The sequence below is a fragment of the Micromonospora sp. SL1-18 genome, assembly GCF_047921505.1.
In the GTDB taxonomy this organism is placed as follows: domain Bacteria; phylum Actinomycetota; class Actinomycetes; order Mycobacteriales; family Micromonosporaceae; genus Micromonospora.
The window spans coordinates 1-15,192 of the sequence record NZ_JBLROA010000046.1; the positions used below are offsets into that span (position 1 = coordinate 1).

General features: G+C 74.1%; 20 protein-coding genes and 1 pseudogene. 11 read left to right on the forward strand and 10 right to left on the reverse strand.

Translation table 11 applies throughout. The annotated features are described in order from the left end of the window. Positions 1–122 precede the first annotated feature (122 nt). Both ACNAW0_RS20820 and ACNAW0_RS20825 read left to right on the forward strand, forming a co-directional pair. Positions 123–962 (forward strand): class I SAM-dependent methyltransferase, encoded by an 840-nt coding sequence (locus ACNAW0_RS20820; protein WP_416289614.1) that lies wholly within the window; start codon positions 123–125, stop codon positions 960–962. A 24-nt stretch (positions 963–986) separates the two neighbouring features. Continuing rightward, positions 987–1,622: a TetR/AcrR family transcriptional regulator gene (locus tag ACNAW0_RS20825; RefSeq protein WP_416289615.1), complete on the forward strand. Its 636-nt coding sequence runs from the start codon at positions 987–989 to the stop codon at positions 1,620–1,622. A gap of 11 nt (positions 1,623–1,633) precedes the next feature. On the opposite strand, the gene ACNAW0_RS20830 is transcribed toward ACNAW0_RS20825, so the two are convergent. Together ACNAW0_RS20830 and ACNAW0_RS20835 are read right to left on the reverse strand one after the other, a co-directional pair. Next, on the reverse strand, positions 1,634–2,584 hold the full coding sequence (locus ACNAW0_RS20830; RefSeq protein ID WP_416289616.1) for a TIGR03557 family F420-dependent LLM class oxidoreductase: 951 nt from the start codon (positions 2,582–2,584) through the stop codon (positions 1,634–1,636). 91 nt (positions 2,585–2,675) lie between these two features. Beyond that, positions 2,676–2,798, reverse strand: a complete 123-nt coding sequence (locus ACNAW0_RS20835) for a hypothetical protein (RefSeq protein WP_402857452.1) — start codon at positions 2,796–2,798, stop codon at positions 2,676–2,678. Positions 2,799–2,940: 142 nt separating this feature from the next. Here ACNAW0_RS20835 and ACNAW0_RS20840 point away from each other — a divergent pair, with 142 nt between their 5' ends. Beyond that, positions 2,941–4,443 carry a glycoside hydrolase family 3 protein gene (locus tag ACNAW0_RS20840; protein ID WP_416289617.1) on the forward strand — a complete coding sequence of 501 codons (1,503 nt, stop codon included), beginning with the start codon at positions 2,941–2,943 and terminating at the stop codon, positions 4,441–4,443. Between the two features lie 28 nt (positions 4,444–4,471). On the opposite strand, the gene ACNAW0_RS20845 is transcribed toward ACNAW0_RS20840, so the two are convergent. Together ACNAW0_RS20845 and ACNAW0_RS20850 are read right to left on the reverse strand one after the other, a co-directional pair. Further along, positions 4,472–4,759 carry a GNAT family N-acetyltransferase gene (locus ACNAW0_RS20845; RefSeq protein WP_416289618.1) on the reverse strand — a complete coding sequence of 96 codons (288 nt, stop codon included), beginning with the start codon at positions 4,757–4,759 and terminating at the stop codon, positions 4,472–4,474. Beyond that, positions 4,756–4,887: pseudogene (locus ACNAW0_RS20850) on the reverse strand (cysteine desulfurase-like protein); the annotation flags it as partial. The pseudogene ACNAW0_RS20850 and the gene ACNAW0_RS20845, both read right to left, overlap by 4 nt. Before the next feature lie 136 nt (positions 4,888–5,023). On the opposite strand from ACNAW0_RS20850, the gene ACNAW0_RS20855 reads away from it, so the two are divergent. From ACNAW0_RS20855 to ACNAW0_RS20875, 5 genes are all read left to right on the forward strand, one after another. Next, positions 5,024–6,262, forward strand: a complete 1,239-nt coding sequence (locus ACNAW0_RS20855; RefSeq protein ID WP_416289619.1) for a mechanosensitive ion channel family protein — start codon at positions 5,024–5,026, stop codon at positions 6,260–6,262. 217 nt (positions 6,263–6,479) lie between these two features. After that, the gene (locus ACNAW0_RS20860; RefSeq protein ID WP_416289620.1) at positions 6,480–6,914 is read left to right on the forward strand and encodes a phage holin family protein; all 435 of its coding nucleotides are present in this window, start codon (positions 6,480–6,482) and stop codon (positions 6,912–6,914) included. After that, positions 6,911–7,273 carry a DUF3618 domain-containing protein gene (locus tag ACNAW0_RS20865; protein WP_416289621.1) on the forward strand — a complete coding sequence of 121 codons (363 nt, stop codon included), beginning with the start codon at positions 6,911–6,913 and terminating at the stop codon, positions 7,271–7,273. Before ACNAW0_RS20860 ends, ACNAW0_RS20865 begins: the two co-directional genes overlap by 4 nt. Before the next feature lie 8 nt (positions 7,274–7,281). Beyond that, positions 7,282–7,542, forward strand: coding sequence for a DUF4235 domain-containing protein (locus tag ACNAW0_RS20870; protein ID WP_416289664.1), 261 nt, complete (start codon positions 7,282–7,284; stop codon positions 7,540–7,542). Positions 7,543–7,825: 283 nt separating this feature from the next. Then, complete coding sequence (locus ACNAW0_RS20875) at positions 7,826–8,029, forward strand: cold-shock protein (protein WP_007075740.1); 204 nt, start codon at positions 7,826–7,828, stop codon at positions 8,027–8,029. 88 nt (positions 8,030–8,117) lie between these two features. On the opposite strand, the gene ACNAW0_RS20880 is transcribed toward ACNAW0_RS20875, so the two are convergent. Next, a complete protein-coding gene (locus tag ACNAW0_RS20880; RefSeq protein ID WP_416289622.1) occupies positions 8,118–8,315 on the reverse strand; it encodes a hypothetical protein in 198 nt (65 codons plus the stop codon). A gap of 91 nt (positions 8,316–8,406) precedes the next feature. Then, positions 8,407–9,390 (reverse strand): aldo/keto reductase, encoded by a 984-nt coding sequence (locus ACNAW0_RS20885; RefSeq protein WP_416289623.1) that lies wholly within the window; start codon positions 9,388–9,390, stop codon positions 8,407–8,409. A gap of 83 nt (positions 9,391–9,473) precedes the next feature. Here ACNAW0_RS20885 and ACNAW0_RS20890 point away from each other — a divergent pair, with 83 nt between their 5' ends. Both ACNAW0_RS20890 and ACNAW0_RS20895 read left to right on the forward strand, forming a co-directional pair. Next, positions 9,474–10,265, forward strand: a complete 792-nt coding sequence (locus ACNAW0_RS20890; RefSeq protein ID WP_416289624.1) for a trans-aconitate 2-methyltransferase — start codon at positions 9,474–9,476, stop codon at positions 10,263–10,265. After that, entirely contained in the window at positions 10,262–11,287 is a 1,026-nt protein-coding gene (locus tag ACNAW0_RS20895; RefSeq protein WP_416289625.1) for an adenosine deaminase, read from the forward strand. The genes ACNAW0_RS20890 and ACNAW0_RS20895 overlap by 4 nt, the downstream gene beginning before the upstream one ends. A gap of 268 nt (positions 11,288–11,555) precedes the next feature. Here the strand turns inward: ACNAW0_RS20895 and ACNAW0_RS20900 are convergent, their stop codons facing one another. Continuing rightward, on the reverse strand, positions 11,556–12,941 hold the full coding sequence (locus tag ACNAW0_RS20900; protein WP_416289626.1) for a HAMP domain-containing protein: 1,386 nt from the start codon (positions 12,939–12,941) through the stop codon (positions 11,556–11,558). Positions 12,942–12,970: 29 nt separating this feature from the next. Beyond that, entirely contained in the window at positions 12,971–13,660 is a 690-nt protein-coding gene (locus ACNAW0_RS20905; protein ID WP_416289627.1) for a response regulator transcription factor, read from the reverse strand. A 73-nt stretch (positions 13,661–13,733) separates the two neighbouring features. Between ACNAW0_RS20905 and ACNAW0_RS20910 the strand changes: the two genes are divergently transcribed. After that, the gene (locus tag ACNAW0_RS20910) at positions 13,734–14,657 is read left to right on the forward strand and encodes an ADP-ribosylglycohydrolase family protein (RefSeq protein ID WP_416289628.1); all 924 of its coding nucleotides are present in this window, start codon (positions 13,734–13,736) and stop codon (positions 14,655–14,657) included. Here ACNAW0_RS20910 and ACNAW0_RS20915 read toward each other — a convergent pair. Then, entirely contained in the window at positions 14,634–14,933 is a 300-nt protein-coding gene (locus ACNAW0_RS20915) for a hypothetical protein (RefSeq protein ID WP_416289629.1), read from the reverse strand. The two genes, ACNAW0_RS20910 and ACNAW0_RS20915, sit on opposite strands and share 24 nt — an antisense overlap. Beyond that, positions 14,930–15,190 carry a hypothetical protein gene (locus ACNAW0_RS20920; RefSeq protein ID WP_416289665.1) on the reverse strand — a complete coding sequence of 87 codons (261 nt, stop codon included), beginning with the start codon at positions 15,188–15,190 and terminating at the stop codon, positions 14,930–14,932. Before ACNAW0_RS20920 ends, ACNAW0_RS20915 begins: the two co-directional genes overlap by 4 nt. Between the last annotated feature and the right edge of the window lie 2 nt (positions 15,191–15,192).

The following is a 15,192-nucleotide window of genomic DNA, read 5'->3' on the forward strand; positions in this document are numbered from 1 at the left end:
CCCCCACAGTACATGCAAATGTCCGACTATGCTTACCCATAAAACCCGAATCTGTTGCCAACCCCTCGTGCGATCCATTATGAATGGACGTTCATGAACTATCGTTCATAAGGAGGTCCGGGGTGGAGACGAGAGCGAACGGGAACCAGGAACAGGCCTGGAACGGCTCCGAGGGGCGGCACTGGGCCACGCACCACGCCCGCTACGACGCCATCAACAGCGGCTTCAACGAGCTGCTGCTCGCCACGGTCCGGCCCGGCGACCGGGTGCTCGACCTCGGCTGCGGCAACGGTCAGCTCACCCGCCTCGCCGCCCGGCGGTCCGGCACCGGTCACGCCGTCGGCGTCGACCTCTCCGCGCCGATGCTGGACCGGGCCCGGGCGTCGGCGGCCGAGGAGGGCGTGGGCAACGTCGAGTTCGTCCGGGGCGACGCCCAGGTCCATCCCTTCCCGCCCGGCGGGTTCGATGTCGCCCTCAGCCGGTTCGGCGTGATGTTCTTCGGCGATCCGGTCGCCGCGTTCGCCAACGTCGGCCGGGCGCTGAGCCCGGGCGGGCGGCTCGCCTTCGTCAGCCTCGACGACGTCCGCCGGGGCGACCTCGGCGCGGTCCTCGCCTCGCTCGCCGTGCACCTGCCGCCGACCGTCACCGACGGCACCGCCGTCGGTGAGCCGCTCTCCTTCGCCGACCCGGCCGTCGTCCGGGGCGTGCTCGCCGACGCCGGATTCGTCGACGTGGCCTGCGTCGCCCGGCAGGCGGCGGGGACCTGGGGGCGGGACGCGGCGGACGCGGGCGCCTTCCTCGCGGGCTGGGCGCCGATCCAGCACCAGCTCGACCCCCTCGACCCGGCGGTCACCGAGGGAGTCCGGGCCGCGCTTGTCGAGGCCATGCGCCCGTACGAGGGGCCCGACGGCGTACGGCTGCGCGGCGCGGCGTGGCTGGTCACCGCCCGGCGTCCCGGCTGACCGCCCGGCCTACGATGCGGGGTCATGGCACCGAGACGAGCGGCCGCGCTGCGGGGCGGCGAGCAGAGCCTGCGGGAGCACCTGATCGCCGCCGCCGGCCGTCTCGTCGCCCGGCGCGGCACCGCCGGGCTGACCGTCCGGGACATCGCCCGGGAGGCGAAGGTCGCCGACGGGGTGCTCTACAACCACTTCGTCGACAAGGAAGAACTGCTGGCGTACGCGCTGCACGCGCACGCCCGCGCGGTCGAGGCGGAGCAGGAGGGGACGCCGCCGCGGCCGGGAGAGGGGACCGTCGAGGCGAACCTCAGGGCGTACCTGCGTCGGGCGCTGGCGTTGCACGCGGCCATCCTGCCCGCCTTCGCCGGGCTGACCACCCAGCCGAAGCTGCTGGCCCGCCTCGGTGAACTGCCAGCCCCGCTCGGCGGCGGCCACGACCTGCGGACGGAACTCGCCGGTTACGTCCGCGAGGAGCGGCGGCTCGGCCGGGTAGCCGCGTCGGCCAGCCCCGAGGCGGTCGCCACGCTGGTCGTCGGCGTCTGCCACGACCTGGTCCTCGGTCGGCTGATCGACCCGTCCGGACCGCCGGAGCCGTCGCCGGAGCTGGTGGAGGCCCTGGTCGCCACCCTGCTGCACGGCGTCGCCGAACCCGGGGACGGCTGAGCCGCCCGGGCTCAACGCAGCCGCGGCAGCACCTCGCGCTGATAGAGGTCGAACAGGCCCTGCCAGTTGGGGCCGGTGTTGGTCACGTAGAGTTCGTCGAAGCCGGCCTTGGCGTACTTGTCGATCATCTCCAGGTGGGCGTCCGGGTTGTTGCCGCAGACGAACGCCTCCTTCATCATCTCCGGCCGCACGAGTTGCGAGGCCTGCTCGAAGTGACGCGGCGACGCCAGCACCTGGGACAGTTCGCCCGGCAGGCCCTCGTTCGGCCACTTCTCGTACGCGAGCCGCATGCCCTCGTCCTCGCTGTCGGCGTACGCCGCCTTGAAGGCGGCCTGGCACGGCTTGTCGTCGCCGCCGTTGTCCCGGAACCGGTGGACCATCTCCGGGTCGGGTCTGGTGCTGATGTAGCCGTCGCCGATCCGGGCCGCCAGGTCGATGGACTTCGCGCCGAAGCCGGAGACGTAGATCGGCGGGGGTGTGTCCGGGAGGGTGTAGATCCGGGCCTGCTGGACGGTGTAGTGCTGCCCGTGGTGGTTGACGAAATGACCCCGCCACAGCTTGCGCATCACCTCCACCGCCTCCGCCAGCATCTCCAGCCGGACGTCGAGCGGCGGCCAGGGGCCACCGAGGATGTGTTCGTTGAGCGCCTCGCCGGTGCCGACGCCGAGGACGAACCGACCGGAGTGCAGGACCGCGCTGGTGGCCGCGGCCTGGGCGACCAGCGCCGGGTGGAGGCGCACCGTGGGGCAGGTGACCGCCGTGGTCACCGGCAGGGAGCAGACCTGGCTCAGCGCGCCGATCGTGGACCACACGAAGGCGCTCTGCCCCTGGGCGTCGTTCCAGGGGTGGTAGTGGTCGGAGATCCACAGCGCGGCGAAGCCGGCCCGCTCGGCACCGCGCGCCTGCGCCAGCAGCTCCGCCGGGCCGTACTCCTCGCTGGACAGAAAGTACCCGATCTTCATCGTTCCCCCTCGCCGCGTCCGTGGTCGGGCGCCCACCCGGACGACAGCCGTACCCGGGAAGGTGCCGGCCCGAACGCCGCGCGGCCCGCGATCAGCGGCGGAACATCGCGCGGATCGCGATCAGCAGGAACAGGCCGCCGACCACCAGGCCGAGCAGGCGTACGCCGGGGATGTCCGCGGCGGAGGTGGCGTCGGCGAGCAGCGTGGGGGACATGCTCGCACTCTGGCACGGCCCGTCCCGGTACGCCAGCCGCTAACAGTAAGGATTGTTGACTATTACTGGGCGTGGTGTGAACATGGGCAAGCACCGCCTCAGGCAGCCGGGCCGTGAGGAAAAGACGGGGGTACGACAGCGCATGAGCGAGCGGACTGTGGGAGCGACCGGAGAGCTGGCGGCCCTCGCCGCGGCCGTCCTGCAACCCGGGTTCGTCGGTACCACCCCGCCGTCCTGGGTGCGCCGGTGGCTCGGCGAGGGGCTCGGCTCGGTGGTCCTCTTCGCCCGCAACATCGTCGACCACGACCAGGTCGCCGCGCTCACCGCGGCGCTGCGGGCCGAGCGGCCCGACGTGATCGTCGCGATCGACGAGGAGGCCGGCGACGTCACCCGGATCGAGTGCGCCCGGGGCAGCTCGCGGCCCGGCAACTTCGCCCTGGGCGCCGTCGACGACGAAGGCCTGACCGAGGAGGTCGCCCGCGACCTGGGCGTCGAGCTGGCCGCCCTGGGCGTCACCCTCGACTACGCCCCGGACGCCGACGTCAACTCCAACCCGGCCAATCCGGTCATCGGGGTCCGCTCGTTCGGCGCCGACCCGGCCCTGGTGGCCCGGCACACCGCCGCCTGGGTACGCGGACTCCAGGCCGGCGGGGTGGCCGCCTGCGCCAAGCACTTCCCCGGCCACGGCGACACCCACGTCGACTCCCACCACGACCTGCCCCGCATCGACGGCGACCGGGCCCGGCTGGACGCGGTCGAGCTGGCCCCGTTCCGGGCCGCGGTGGCTGCCGGGGCGCAGGCGGTGATGACCGGGCACCTGCTGGTGCCGGCGCTCGACCCGCGGCTGCCGGCCACGCTCAGCCCGCGCATCCTCGGCGGCCTGCTCCGTGACGAGCTGGGCTTCGAGGGCGCGGTGGTGACCGACGCGGTGGAGATGCGGGCGGTCACCGACCGGTACGGCTTCGCCGGGGCGGCAGTCCGCGCCCTCGCGGCCGGGGCGGACGCCATCTGCGTGGGCGGGGAGCGGGCCACCGAGGCGGACGCGGTGCAGCTGCGCGACGCCATCGTCGCGGCGGTGGTCGCCGGCCAACTGCCGGAGGAGCGACTGGCCGAGGCGGCGAAGCGGGTCGGTCAGTTCGCCGCCTGGAGCATCGCCGCCCGGGCCGGCCGGCCGGCGACCCGCCGCGGTGGCGACGGCTCGGCGATCGGGCTGGCCGCCGCCCGCCGGGCGGTGCGGGTGATCACCGGCCGGGCCGGGCGGCTGCCGCTGACCGGGCCGGCGCACGTGGTGGAGTTCGTCCCGCCACGCAACATCGCGATCGGCGCGGAAACCCCGTGGGGGATCGCCGCCCCGCTGGCCGAACTCGTCCCCGGCACCACCACCGCCCGGTACGCCGAGAGCGACTCCGCCGCCGACCCGGCCGTCGGGGCGGCCGGCCGTCCCCTCGTGCTCGTGGTACGGGACCTGCACCGGCACGACTGGATGCGGGACGCGGTGGCCCGCGCGCTCGCGGCCCGCCCGGACGCCGTGGTGGTCGAGTTGGGCGTCCCCGAGCTGGTCACCGGCGCGGTCCACCTGGCCACCCACGGCGCCACCCGGGCGGCCGGTTACGCCGCCGCCGAACTCCTCACCGGCACGCGCTGATCCGCGGTCCGGCCGGCCCGGCGGCGGCTCACGACTCGGCGACCACCAGGTCGGCGTACTCGGGGTGGCGTCGGATGAACGCGGCCACGAAGGGGCACTTCGGCACCAGGCGGTCGCCGCGCTCGCGGAGCTGGTCCAGGGTGCCCCGGACCAGCGCCTGGCCCACGCCCATGCCCCGGTAGCGCTCGTCCACCTCGGTGTGCGTCAAGACCAGCACCGCGTCGTGCAGCTGGTACGCGGTGAATCCGGCCAGCGCGTCGTCGACCAGGATCTCGAAGCGGCGCTTGGCGGGGGCGTCCTCGACCAGGTAGCTCACCGGGCCATTGTCTCCCCGGCGCCGGCCATCCGGTCAAGTTCGCCCAGCAGCCGGTCCACCTCTTCGACGCTGGTGTAGTGGTACACGCTGGCCCGGACCGCGCCGCCGCTGTTCCGCAGGCCCATGGTCCAGCCCGTCGGCCGACGTTTGGAAGTCCTCGCGGCGGGAGATTGTGGCGGCACCGCCGCGTCTGATCCTGACCGACATGGGCCGGGCAGCATCGGGCCCACGTTCGATCCGCCGGGCCGGAGGGAGAGCGAACCTGTGCAGAGCTACCTGGGTACGGCCGTCGCCGCGCTGGCCGCGGCGGCGGTCGCCCTGCTGCTGGTGGAGGTGGGGTACCGGGCGAGCCGACGACTCGGCCGGCGCTCGCAGCTGTTGACCGAACTCACCGAGCACACGCACCGCCCGATCCAGGTGGCCGCGACCGTGCTCGCCGTGCAGTTCGCCGTCCGGTTCACCACCCTGTACGCGATCGGCAGCGTCTGGCGGCAGGCCGCCCTGCACGGCCTGGTGCTGGCGGTGATCGTCGCGGCCGCCTGGCTGCTCGCCGCGCTGCTGGTGGTGGTGGAGGACACCGCGTTGGCCCGGTTCCGGGTGGACGTGCCGAACAACCGGCATGCCCGCCGGGTGCGTACCCAGGTGGTGCTGCTGCGCCGACTGACCATCGCGGTGATCGTGATGCTCGCCGTCGGCGTGCTGCTGATGACGTTCCCCGCCGTACGCGGCATCGGTGCCGGCGTGCTGACCAGCGCCGGCGTGGTCGGTGTGGTCGCCGCCCTCGCCGCGCAGAGCCTGCTGGGCAACGTCTTCGCCGGCCTCCAGCTGGCCTTCAGCGACGCGGTACGCCTCGACGACGTGGTCGTGGTCGAGGGGGAGTGGGGCCGGATCGAGGAGCTGACCCTCAGCTACGTGGTGGTGCAGCTCTGGGACGACCGGCGGCTGATCCTGCCCACCTCGTATTTCACCAGCACCCCGTTCCAGAACTGGACCCGCACCGAGGCGGCGGTCCTCGGTACCGCCGAGTTCGACCTGGACTGGGCGGTCCCGGTGCAGGCGATGCGGGAGGAGCTGCGCCGGCTGTGCGAGAGCACCGAGCTGTGGGACGGCCGGGTCTGCGTGCTGCAGGTGACCGACGCGACCGGCGGCATGATCAAGGCGCGGGCCGTGGTCAGCGCCGCCGACGCGGGCAGCCTCTGGGACCTGCGCTGCCTGGTCCGCGAGCACCTGGTGGCCTGGGTACGCGACCAGCGGCCAACCGCGCTGCCCCGGATGCGCGCCGAGGTGGGCGACGCCTCGGGCCCGCTGCCGTGGCAGGTGGTGCAGCCTCGCCGTCCGGCCCGCCGGCGACCCGACACCGAGGTGCCCGACGACGCACGGGTCTTCGGTGGCAGCGACGACGGCGAGGCCCGTAGCGAGGTCTTCGGCGGCAGCGACGATGGCGAGGCCCGTAGCGAGGTCTTCGGTGGCCGGGACGACCAGGCGGCCGAGCCGCGCCGCTGACCCCGGTCACCCCCCTCGTCCTCGCCGGGTCGCGGGGCATTCGCGCCGGGTGCGTTTGTTCCGCCGGTTTCGGGGGACCTGCGTGCTGGGCACGCCCCGGTTCCGGTCCGTCTCCGGCGGCCGGGTGTCCGGCGCGCGGCCGGGCCGACCGCTTCCCGCGGGATTGGCGGGCGGTGAATCCGGTCATATCGCGCGGGGATGAGGAAAGGAGGACAGCATGGCTGATGTCGCGAGTCGCAGCACGTCCCGGACCGGGAGCGACGCGTCCACCGCCGAACTGGTGCAGCGGGCCACCGAGCAGGTCTCCCGGCTGGTGCGGGACGAGCTGGCGCTGGCCCGGGCGGAACTGACCCGTAAGAGCAAACACGCGGGGATCGGAATCGGTCTGTTCGGCGGCGGCGGGGTGATGGCTTTCTTCGGTGCCGGCGCGATGGTCGCCACGGTGATCCTGGCGCTGGCGCTGGTGCTGCCGGCGTGGGCGGCCGCGCTGATCGTGTCGGTGGCGCTCTTCCTGCTCGCCGGGATCCTCGCGCTGGCCGGCAGGCAGCAGGTCAGCCGTGCCGGCAGGCCGCTGCCGGAGGCGACGGTCCGCAGCGTTCGGGCTGACGTCGACACCGTAGCCGCCGCGGTGAAGGACGGGAGGCGGGGATGACCGGCAACGGGACCGGGAACGTGGAGGCGCTCCGCGAGGAGATCCGCCGGACCCGGGTCGAGCTGGGTGAGACGATGGAGCTGCTGGCCGCCCGGGCCGACGTCAAGGCCCGGCTGCGGGAGTCCGCCGAGCAGGCGAAGGGGCGGATGCTCGAGCACGCCGCCCAGACCATGGCCCGGGTGCGCGGGCAGGCGACCGGGAAGGCCCGGCTCGCCCGGGAGCAGGCGGCCGGGAAGGCCCGGCTCGCGCGGGCGCAGGGTACGGCGGTCAGGCGCGGCCCGATGCCGTGGGCGGTCGTCGCGGTCGGCGCGGTGGCGGCCGCGGTGGTGCTGCTGATCGTCCGTGGGAGGCACCGGTGAGCAACAAGATCGGCAGGACCGCGTACAAGCCGGTCGGGGTGCTGCTCGGCCTGGCCGCCGGTGCGTTCGCCGGGGTCGTCTTCCGGCAGGTCTGGCGGCTTGCCGCCGGCGACGGGGAGGCGCCCAGCGCCACCGACGAGAACCGGCGTTGGGCCGAGATCCTGGCCGCCGCGGCGTTGCAGGGCGCGATCTTCGCGGTCGTCCGGGCCGCCGTGGACCGGGGCGGGGCGATCAGCGTACGCAAACTCACCGGGCACTGGCCCGACTGAACCGCCCGCGAGGCGGCCTCTTCCCGATGAGGGAAGGGGCCTTTCGCATGGCCCGCCCGGCCCGGGCAGTGGACCCGTCGCGACCGTCAGGTCACATGTCGGAGAATTTCGTCCGGTAGGCTGTGCAGAGTTTTTGCGTACGTGGTTTGCTGTCTCACGCTGTTGAGAGACGCGTGGGTTGAGAGAAGTCTCCTTCGTTGGGGGCCGCCTCAGGCACCGCTGCTCGAAAACGGCCAATCGGCCGCACGGCGTGCTCGGCCGCCAGTTTTAGAAGGAGATACACATGGCGCAGGGAACCGTGAAGTGGTTCAACGCTGACAAGGGCTTCGGCTTCATCACCGTCGATGGCGGGGGTGCTGACGTGTTCGTCCACTTCTCGGCCATCCAGACCAGCGGCTACCGCACGCTGGAGGAGAACCAGCGGGTGGAGTTCGAGATCGCCCAGGGTCAGAAGGGTCCGCAGGCCGAGCAGGTCCGCCCCATCTGAGCACGGTGCCGGCACACGCCGGATTCCGCGCAGCCCCGCGTCCCGTTCCGGGAGGCGGGGCTTTCGCGTTCCTGGGCATCTCCCGGCGTCAGCCACGCCGGCCTCGGGCCCTCAGGCCGTAATAGAGCATGACGAGTCCGATCAGGACGACGACCGGGCCGACGGCCGCCCAGATCCGCTGCCCGGTCATCAGGCTTCCGCTCGCGTAGCCCAGCCCCTGCACGGTCCAGAGCGCGCCCAGCACGACGGCCAACAGCCCCAGGGTGAGCCGGAACCAGCCCCTCATCGCTTCACCTCCGCCGACGGGCACCCCCTCCAGCATGCCCCCCGCGGTCGGCCGGTGGCGGCGCCGCGCCGACTCCACCCGCCCGCGCGGGTCACCACCGGTCGTGCACCTGCGGCCGGATCAGCTCGTCGTACGTCTGGCGGACGGCGGTCAGCTCCGCCTCGGTCAGCGGCGGCAGGTCGGCCGCCTCCGCGTTGCGCCGTGCCTGGTCGGCGTCGCGCGCGCCGGGGATGACCACGGTGACGCCGGGCTGGTCGAGGATCCAGCGGAGCGCGAACTGCGCCATCGTCCGGCCGCCGGCGACCAGCGGCGCGAGCCGGCGTACGGCGGCCAGGCCGAGGTCGTAGTCGACTCCGGAGAACGTCTCGCCGACGTCGAAGGACTCCCCGTGCCGGTTGAAGTTGCGGTGGTCGTTCGCCGGGAACGCGGTGTGCTCGTCGTACCGGCCGGAGAGCAGGCCGCTGGCCAGCGGCACCCGGGCGATGATGCCCACCCCGGCCGCCGACGCCGCGGGCAGCACCCGCTCGAGCGGCTTGAGCCGGACCGCGTTGAGGATGATCTGCACGCTGGCCACGCCGGGGCGGGCGATGGCGGTGAGCGCCTGGTCGCAGGTCTCGACGCTGACCCCGTACCCGGCGATCCGCCGCTCGGCGACCAGGGTGTCCAGGGCGTCGAAGACCCGGTCGTCGGCGAAGACCGCGGTCGGCGGGCAGTGCAACTGCACCAGGTCGAGGGTGTCCACGTCGAGGGTGGCCCGGGAGCGGTCCGTCCAGGCGCGGAAGTTGTCCAGGGTGTACGCCTCCGGCGTCTGCGGCACCCGCCGGCCCATCTTGGTGGCCACGGTCAGCCCGTGCCCGGGGTACTCGCGCAGGAACCGGCCGATCAGCCGCTCGCTGCGGCCGTCGCCGTACACGTCGGCGGTGTCCAGGAAGGTGACGCCGGCGTCGACGGCGGCGGCGAGCACGTCCATCGCCGTGCTCTCGCTGACCTCACCCCAGTCGGCGCCGAGCTGCCAGGCGCCGAGTCCGACGACGCCCACGTGCCGGCCGAGCCGGTCGAAGCTGCGCTGTTCCATCCCGGCAGCCTAGTGATCCGCTTGCCGGCGCACCCGTCGGGCCGTACCGTCTAGCAAGACGTACGTACGGTTTGGAGGCTGTCATGTGGGACCCGACCACCTACCTGCGCTATGGCGACGAGCGCTCCCGGCCCTTCCACGACCTGGTCGCCCGGGTCCCGGCCGAGCGCCCGCGGGCCGTGGTGGACCTCGGCTGCGGCCCCGGCACGCTCACCGCCACCCTGGCCGAACGGTGGCCGCGGGCCCGGCTGAGCGGGCTCGACTCGTCCCCGGAGATGGTCGCGAAGGCGAGAGCGCTGGACGTCCCGGCCGCCTTCGCCGTCGGCGACGTACGCTCCTGGCGGCCGGAGCCGGACGTGGACGTGGTGGTCTGCAACGCGGTGCTCCAGTGGGTGCCCGGCCACCAGGAGCTGCTCACCCGCTGGGCCGCCGCGCTGCCGGCCGGCGCGTGGCTGGCCTGCCAGGTCCCCGGCAATTTCGCCGCCCCGTCGCACCGCGCACTGCGCGAGGTGGCCGGGCGCGACCGGTGGCGGGACACGCTCGCCCCGCTGCTACGCGAGGCGCCCGTCGACGACCCGGTCGACTACGCCGCGCTGCTGGTCGGTGCCGGCTGCGCGGTCGACGCCTGGGAGACTACCTACGTGCACCTGCTCCCGGCCGCCGGCGCGGACCACCCGGTGTTGTCCTGGATGGAGGGGACGGCGCTGCGCCCGGTCCGGGCCGCGCTGGATCCCGCCGGCTGGGCCGACTTCCGTGCGGAGCTGGGGGCCCGGCTCGCGCAGGCGTACCCGGTGCGGCAGGGTCAGGTGTACTTCCCGTTCCGCCGGATCTTCGCGGTGGCCCGCACCGGCGCCCGCGCAGAGGAGACGATGTGACCGACCTGTCCGCCTTCATCGCCGGACTGCCCAAGGCGGAGCTGCACGTGCACCACGTGGGCTCCGCCTCGCCCCGGATCGTCGCCGAGCTGGCCGCCCGGCACGAGGGGCACAGCCCCGTCCCGGCCGACCCGGGGCAGCTCGCCGACTACTTCGCGTTTCGTGACTTCGCCCACTTCATCGAGGTCTACCTCAGCGTCGTGGACCTGATCCGCGACCAGGAGGACGTCTGGATCCTCACCCACGAGGTGGCCCGGGAGCTGGCCCGCCAGCAGGTCCGGTACGCCGAGCTGACGGTGACGCCGTACTCGCACGTGCACCGGGGGATCCCGGCGCCGGCGTTCTGCGAGGCGATCGAGGACGCCCGCAAGCGGGCCGAGGTGGACTTCGGCATCGCGCTGCGCTGGTGCTTCGACATTCCCGGCGAGGCCGGGCTGCCGGCCGCCGAGGAGACCCTGCGGATCGCGCTGCAGGAGCGGCCGGACGGGCTGATCAGTTTCGGCCTCGGCGGCCCGGAGATCGGGGTGCCGCGACCGCAGTTCAAGCCCTACTTCGACCAGGCCCGGGCGGCCGGGCTGCGCTCGGTGCCGCACGCCGGCGAGACCACCGGCCCGGAGACGATCTGGGACGCGCTGCGCGAGCTGGGCGCGGAGCGGATCGGCCACGGCGTCTCCGCCGCGCTCGATCCGGAACTGCTCACCTTCCTGGCCGAGCGGCAGATCGCGCTGGAGGTCTGCCCCACCTCCAACGTCCGGACCCGGGCGGTGGCGACCCTCGACGAGCACCCGCTGCCGCAGCTGGTCGAGGCCGGGCTGCTGGTCACCATCAACTCCGACGACCCGCCGATGTTCGGCACCACCCTGAACGACGAGTACGGCGTCGCCGCCCGGCTGCTGGGTCTCGGTCCGGACGGGATCGCCGCGCTGGCCCGCGCCGCGGTCACCGCCTCGTTCCTGGAGCCGGCGGAGAAGGTCCGGATCAGCGGCGAGATCGACGCGTATCTGGCGACTGCGGCCCGCTGACCGGGGCGGACCCGCACCGGCCGCCGAATGCGGCCCGGATGCGGCTCGAACGGGGGGAGTGGCGCGCGGCGGGAGCGAGGTTGTGGGGGGACCGAAACTCCCGCCGCGCGCACGGCTCCGTCAGCCGAGGGTGTTACCGGGGCGTTCCGGCTGACGGAACTGATGGGTTCGGTCTGAATCCTGGCACCCGACGGGGGTGCCTCGGCCGTCGTTAATCCGGATCTAAGGAAGACTTGCACCGGGCAACAGCCACCGGCCGGGGCGACGGTCAGCGCGGGCGGGGCAGGCGGCGGGTCTTCTGCTCCCGGGCGTCCCGCGCCCTGCGGCCGACCAGTCCGAACCGGTTGACCTGCCGGGGCGTCGCCTCCGGGTCGGTCAGCAGCATCACCACGCTGGCCCCGCCGAGCCGGGCCCGGTCGATGCTGACCGAACCGTTCGCCTGCAGCGCGACCCGCCGGGCGATGTCCAGCCCGAGCCCGGTGGAGCCCTGGTCGCTGGCGCCCCGGCGGAGCGCCCGGTCCGGGTTGGCGATGCCCGGGCCGGCGTCGTCGATGCGGATCGCCACCCAGCCGTCCCGCCGGTTGACCGCCACCTCGAAGGCGGTGCCCTGCGGGGTGTAGCGGAAGACGTTGCCCATCACCGCGTCGAGCGCGGCGGCCAGCTCGGCCCGGGGCACCGGGACCGGGATACGCAGCTGCGCCCCGACCACCCGGTGCGGCCGGTTCTGGTCCCCCGCGAGGGCCGACCAGAAGACCATTCGCTCCCGGACCACCTCGCTGGCGTCGCAGGTGGCCGGGCCGGTCTCCTGGCTGACCGCCTTGCGGGTCGTCTTGATCAACTGGTCGACCTCGCCCTCCAGCGTGGCGATGGCCTGACGGATCCGCCGGATGCCGCGCCGGCGGTCCAGTTCCGCCGCGCTGAACGTTCCGATGCTGGTGTCGTCGGATTCCAGCGCCTCGGCGTCCAGCCGCAGCGCGGTCAGCGGGGTGCGCAGCCGGTGGGACAGGTCCGCGACGAGTTCCCGCTCGTCGGCGCGGAGCGCGACCAGCCGCTCCACCATCCGGTTGAACGCGTGCCCGGCCTCGGCCAGCTCCCGCGGTCCGGCCGGCTCGACCCGTACGCCGAGGTCGCCGTCGCCGACGGCGAGGGCCGCCTTGACCAGCTCGCCGGTGGGGGCCACCGCGCGCGCGGCGATCCGGTCGACCACAATCACCGTGGCCCCCACCAGCGCCGCCGCCACCGCGAACAGCAGCAGCCAGCGCCGGCCGGAGCCCTCGTCGAGCAACCGGTCGGGAACGAACACCTCCACCACGGCGACCTTGTCGCCGAGCACCACCGGGTCCAGCCGGAGCACCCCGCCGGGCACGTCGGTGACCAGCGGGCGCCGTTCGGCACCGGCGCGGGCCAGCGCCGCGGTGTCGGCGCGGCCACCGGACTCGTCACCGCCGAGGCCGTGTACGACCGGCCGCAGCTCCGGGTCGTCGTCGCTGGCCGCGACCGCGCGCCGTACGACCACCGGGTCGGTGCTGGCCGCGAGCGCGCCGGTGACCAGCGCGCTGCGCCGGGCCGCCTCGGCCATCTGCCCTTGCCGCGACTCGGCGCCGAGCGTGAGCCCGAGCGGGATGAGGAAGGCGAGCGCGACGAGGCTGCACATGCCGGCCGTGAGCCAGGCCAGCGTGGTCCTCAGTCCGGCGCCACCAGCCGGAAGCCGACCCCCCGCACGGTGCGCAGGTAGCGCGGTTTCGCCGCGGACTCGCCCATTTTGCGGCGCAGCCAATATAGGTGAACGTCGATTGTCTGGTCCTCGCCGACCGACGGCTGCCGCCATACCTCCTCCAAGAGTTCCCGCCGGGACACTACCCGGCCGGGACGCGCGGCGAGATACGCCAGCAGGTCGAATTCCTTGCGGGTCAGCGCCAGCGACTGCCCGTCCAGCACCGCACTGCGTTCGCCCACGTCAACCCGCAACCCGCTGACGGTGTGCACCGCCGGCTGCGCGGTGCGGCTGGCCCGGCCCGCCCGGCGCAGCACGGTGGTGATCCGGGCGTCGAGATGGGCCCCGGTGAAGGGCTTGACCATGTAGTCGTCGGCGCCTGCCCGCAGCAGCCGTACCACGGACTGCTCGTCGTCACGCGCGGTGGCGATGATGATCGGCACGTCGGTGATCCCGCGCAGCATCCGCAGCGCGTCCGAGCCGTCCAGATCAGGCAGGCCGAGGTCGAGCACGACCAGGTCGGGGGTCTCGGCGGCGACCCGGCGCAACGCGTCCAGCGCCGTGCCGACGGCATGCACGGCGTGGCCCCGGTCGGTGAGGGCCCGCAGCATCGCACCGCGTACGACGTGATCGTCTTCGACCAGGAGGACGGTTGCCACGTCAAGACCGTACTCGGCGTGGCAAGTTGATCGCGTTGCGGCAGTCCGATGAACCGGGCAAGCTGGGACGACGATGGCGTTCACCCTCTTCCCCGACACCCGTCTCACGCTCGCCCGCGACAGCCTCGCCGGGCTGTCGGTCGGTGACGCCCTCGGTTCCCAGTTCTTCGTCCCCGGCCGGCACCCGGGCGACCTCGCCGCCGGCCGGCTGCCGGCCCCGCCGTGGTCGTGGACCGACGACACCGAGATGGCCTGTTCCGTGGTGGCCACGCTGGGCGAGGCGGGACGGATCGACCGGGACGCGCTGGCGCTCGCCTTCGCCGAGCGCTGCGAGCCGTACCGCGGCTACGGCCCGGGCGCGGTGACCATCCTGCGGTTGATCCGCGCCGGCACGCCGTGGCCGGTGGCCGCCGCGTCCGCGTTCGACGGGCAGGGCTCCTGCGGCAACGGCGCCGCCATGCGGGTCGCCCCGCTCGGCGCCTGGTACGCCGACTCGACCCGGCGTGCCGCCGACCAGGCCCGCGCCTCGGCCGAGGTGACCCACGCCCACTCGGAGGGGATCGCCGGGGCGGTCGCGGTGGCGGTGGCCGCCTCGCTCGCCGCCCGGGCCCGGCTGGACGGGGACCGGCCCGAACCGGCCCGGCTGCTCGGCGCGGTGGCCGGCGCCCTGGATCCGGCCGGCGAGCTGCACCGGGGCGTACGCCGGGCCGCCGCGCTGCTCGGCCACTCCGCAGGGGTGGCCGCCGACGCGCTCGGCAACGGCTCGCGGGTGACCGCGCAGGACACCGTCCCGTTCACCCTCTGGGTGGCCGCCACCCACCTCGACGACTACCCGGCCGCGATCCGTGTCTGCGTCGAGGTGGGCGGGGACGTGGACACCACGGCGGCCATCGCCGGCGGAGTGGTGGCCGCGTACACCGGCGTCGGCACGCCGGGCGGGGTGCCCGACGGCTGGCTGGCCGCTCGTGAGCCCCTACCCGACTGGCTCCCCGCCTGACCGTCCCGTCTCCACCCTCCGCAAGATCCGCCCGCCGGGTCGCGCCCAGCCGAAGAAGCGGGTGAAGAGTTGCCCCGGCGCCGGCCCGTCGTCCAGGTGCAGGGTGTGCAGCTCGCTGGCCGCGTCGTGCAGCATCCCGCCGAGGTAGACCAGCAGCGCCACCCGGTCGTCGGCGTACTCGCGGAGCAGGGTGAGCCGGGCGTTGGCGCAGGGCCAGGGGGCGGCGCAGGCCCGGCAGAGCCAGAGCGGCCGGATCGGCGTGTGCGCTCCGCTCACCACCGGCCGCCGTTGGCCCGCCAGGTCTGCGCCGGGGTCAGTCGACCGACCCGCCCGACCTGCGGGTTCGCCCGGGTCGCCTCGTTCCACCACCGGCTGTTCGGCGGCGGCGTGGGCGGCTCGGTGGGGACCGGCGCGTGCCGGTCCGGGCAGGCGGTCCAGCGCAGGCCGCACGAGCACCAGCGCCGTCCGCGCCGCCAGGTCCGCCGGTGCCGGGGTGCGAGCGGCACCGGTGCCGCGTCGCGTCGCGGCCACATCC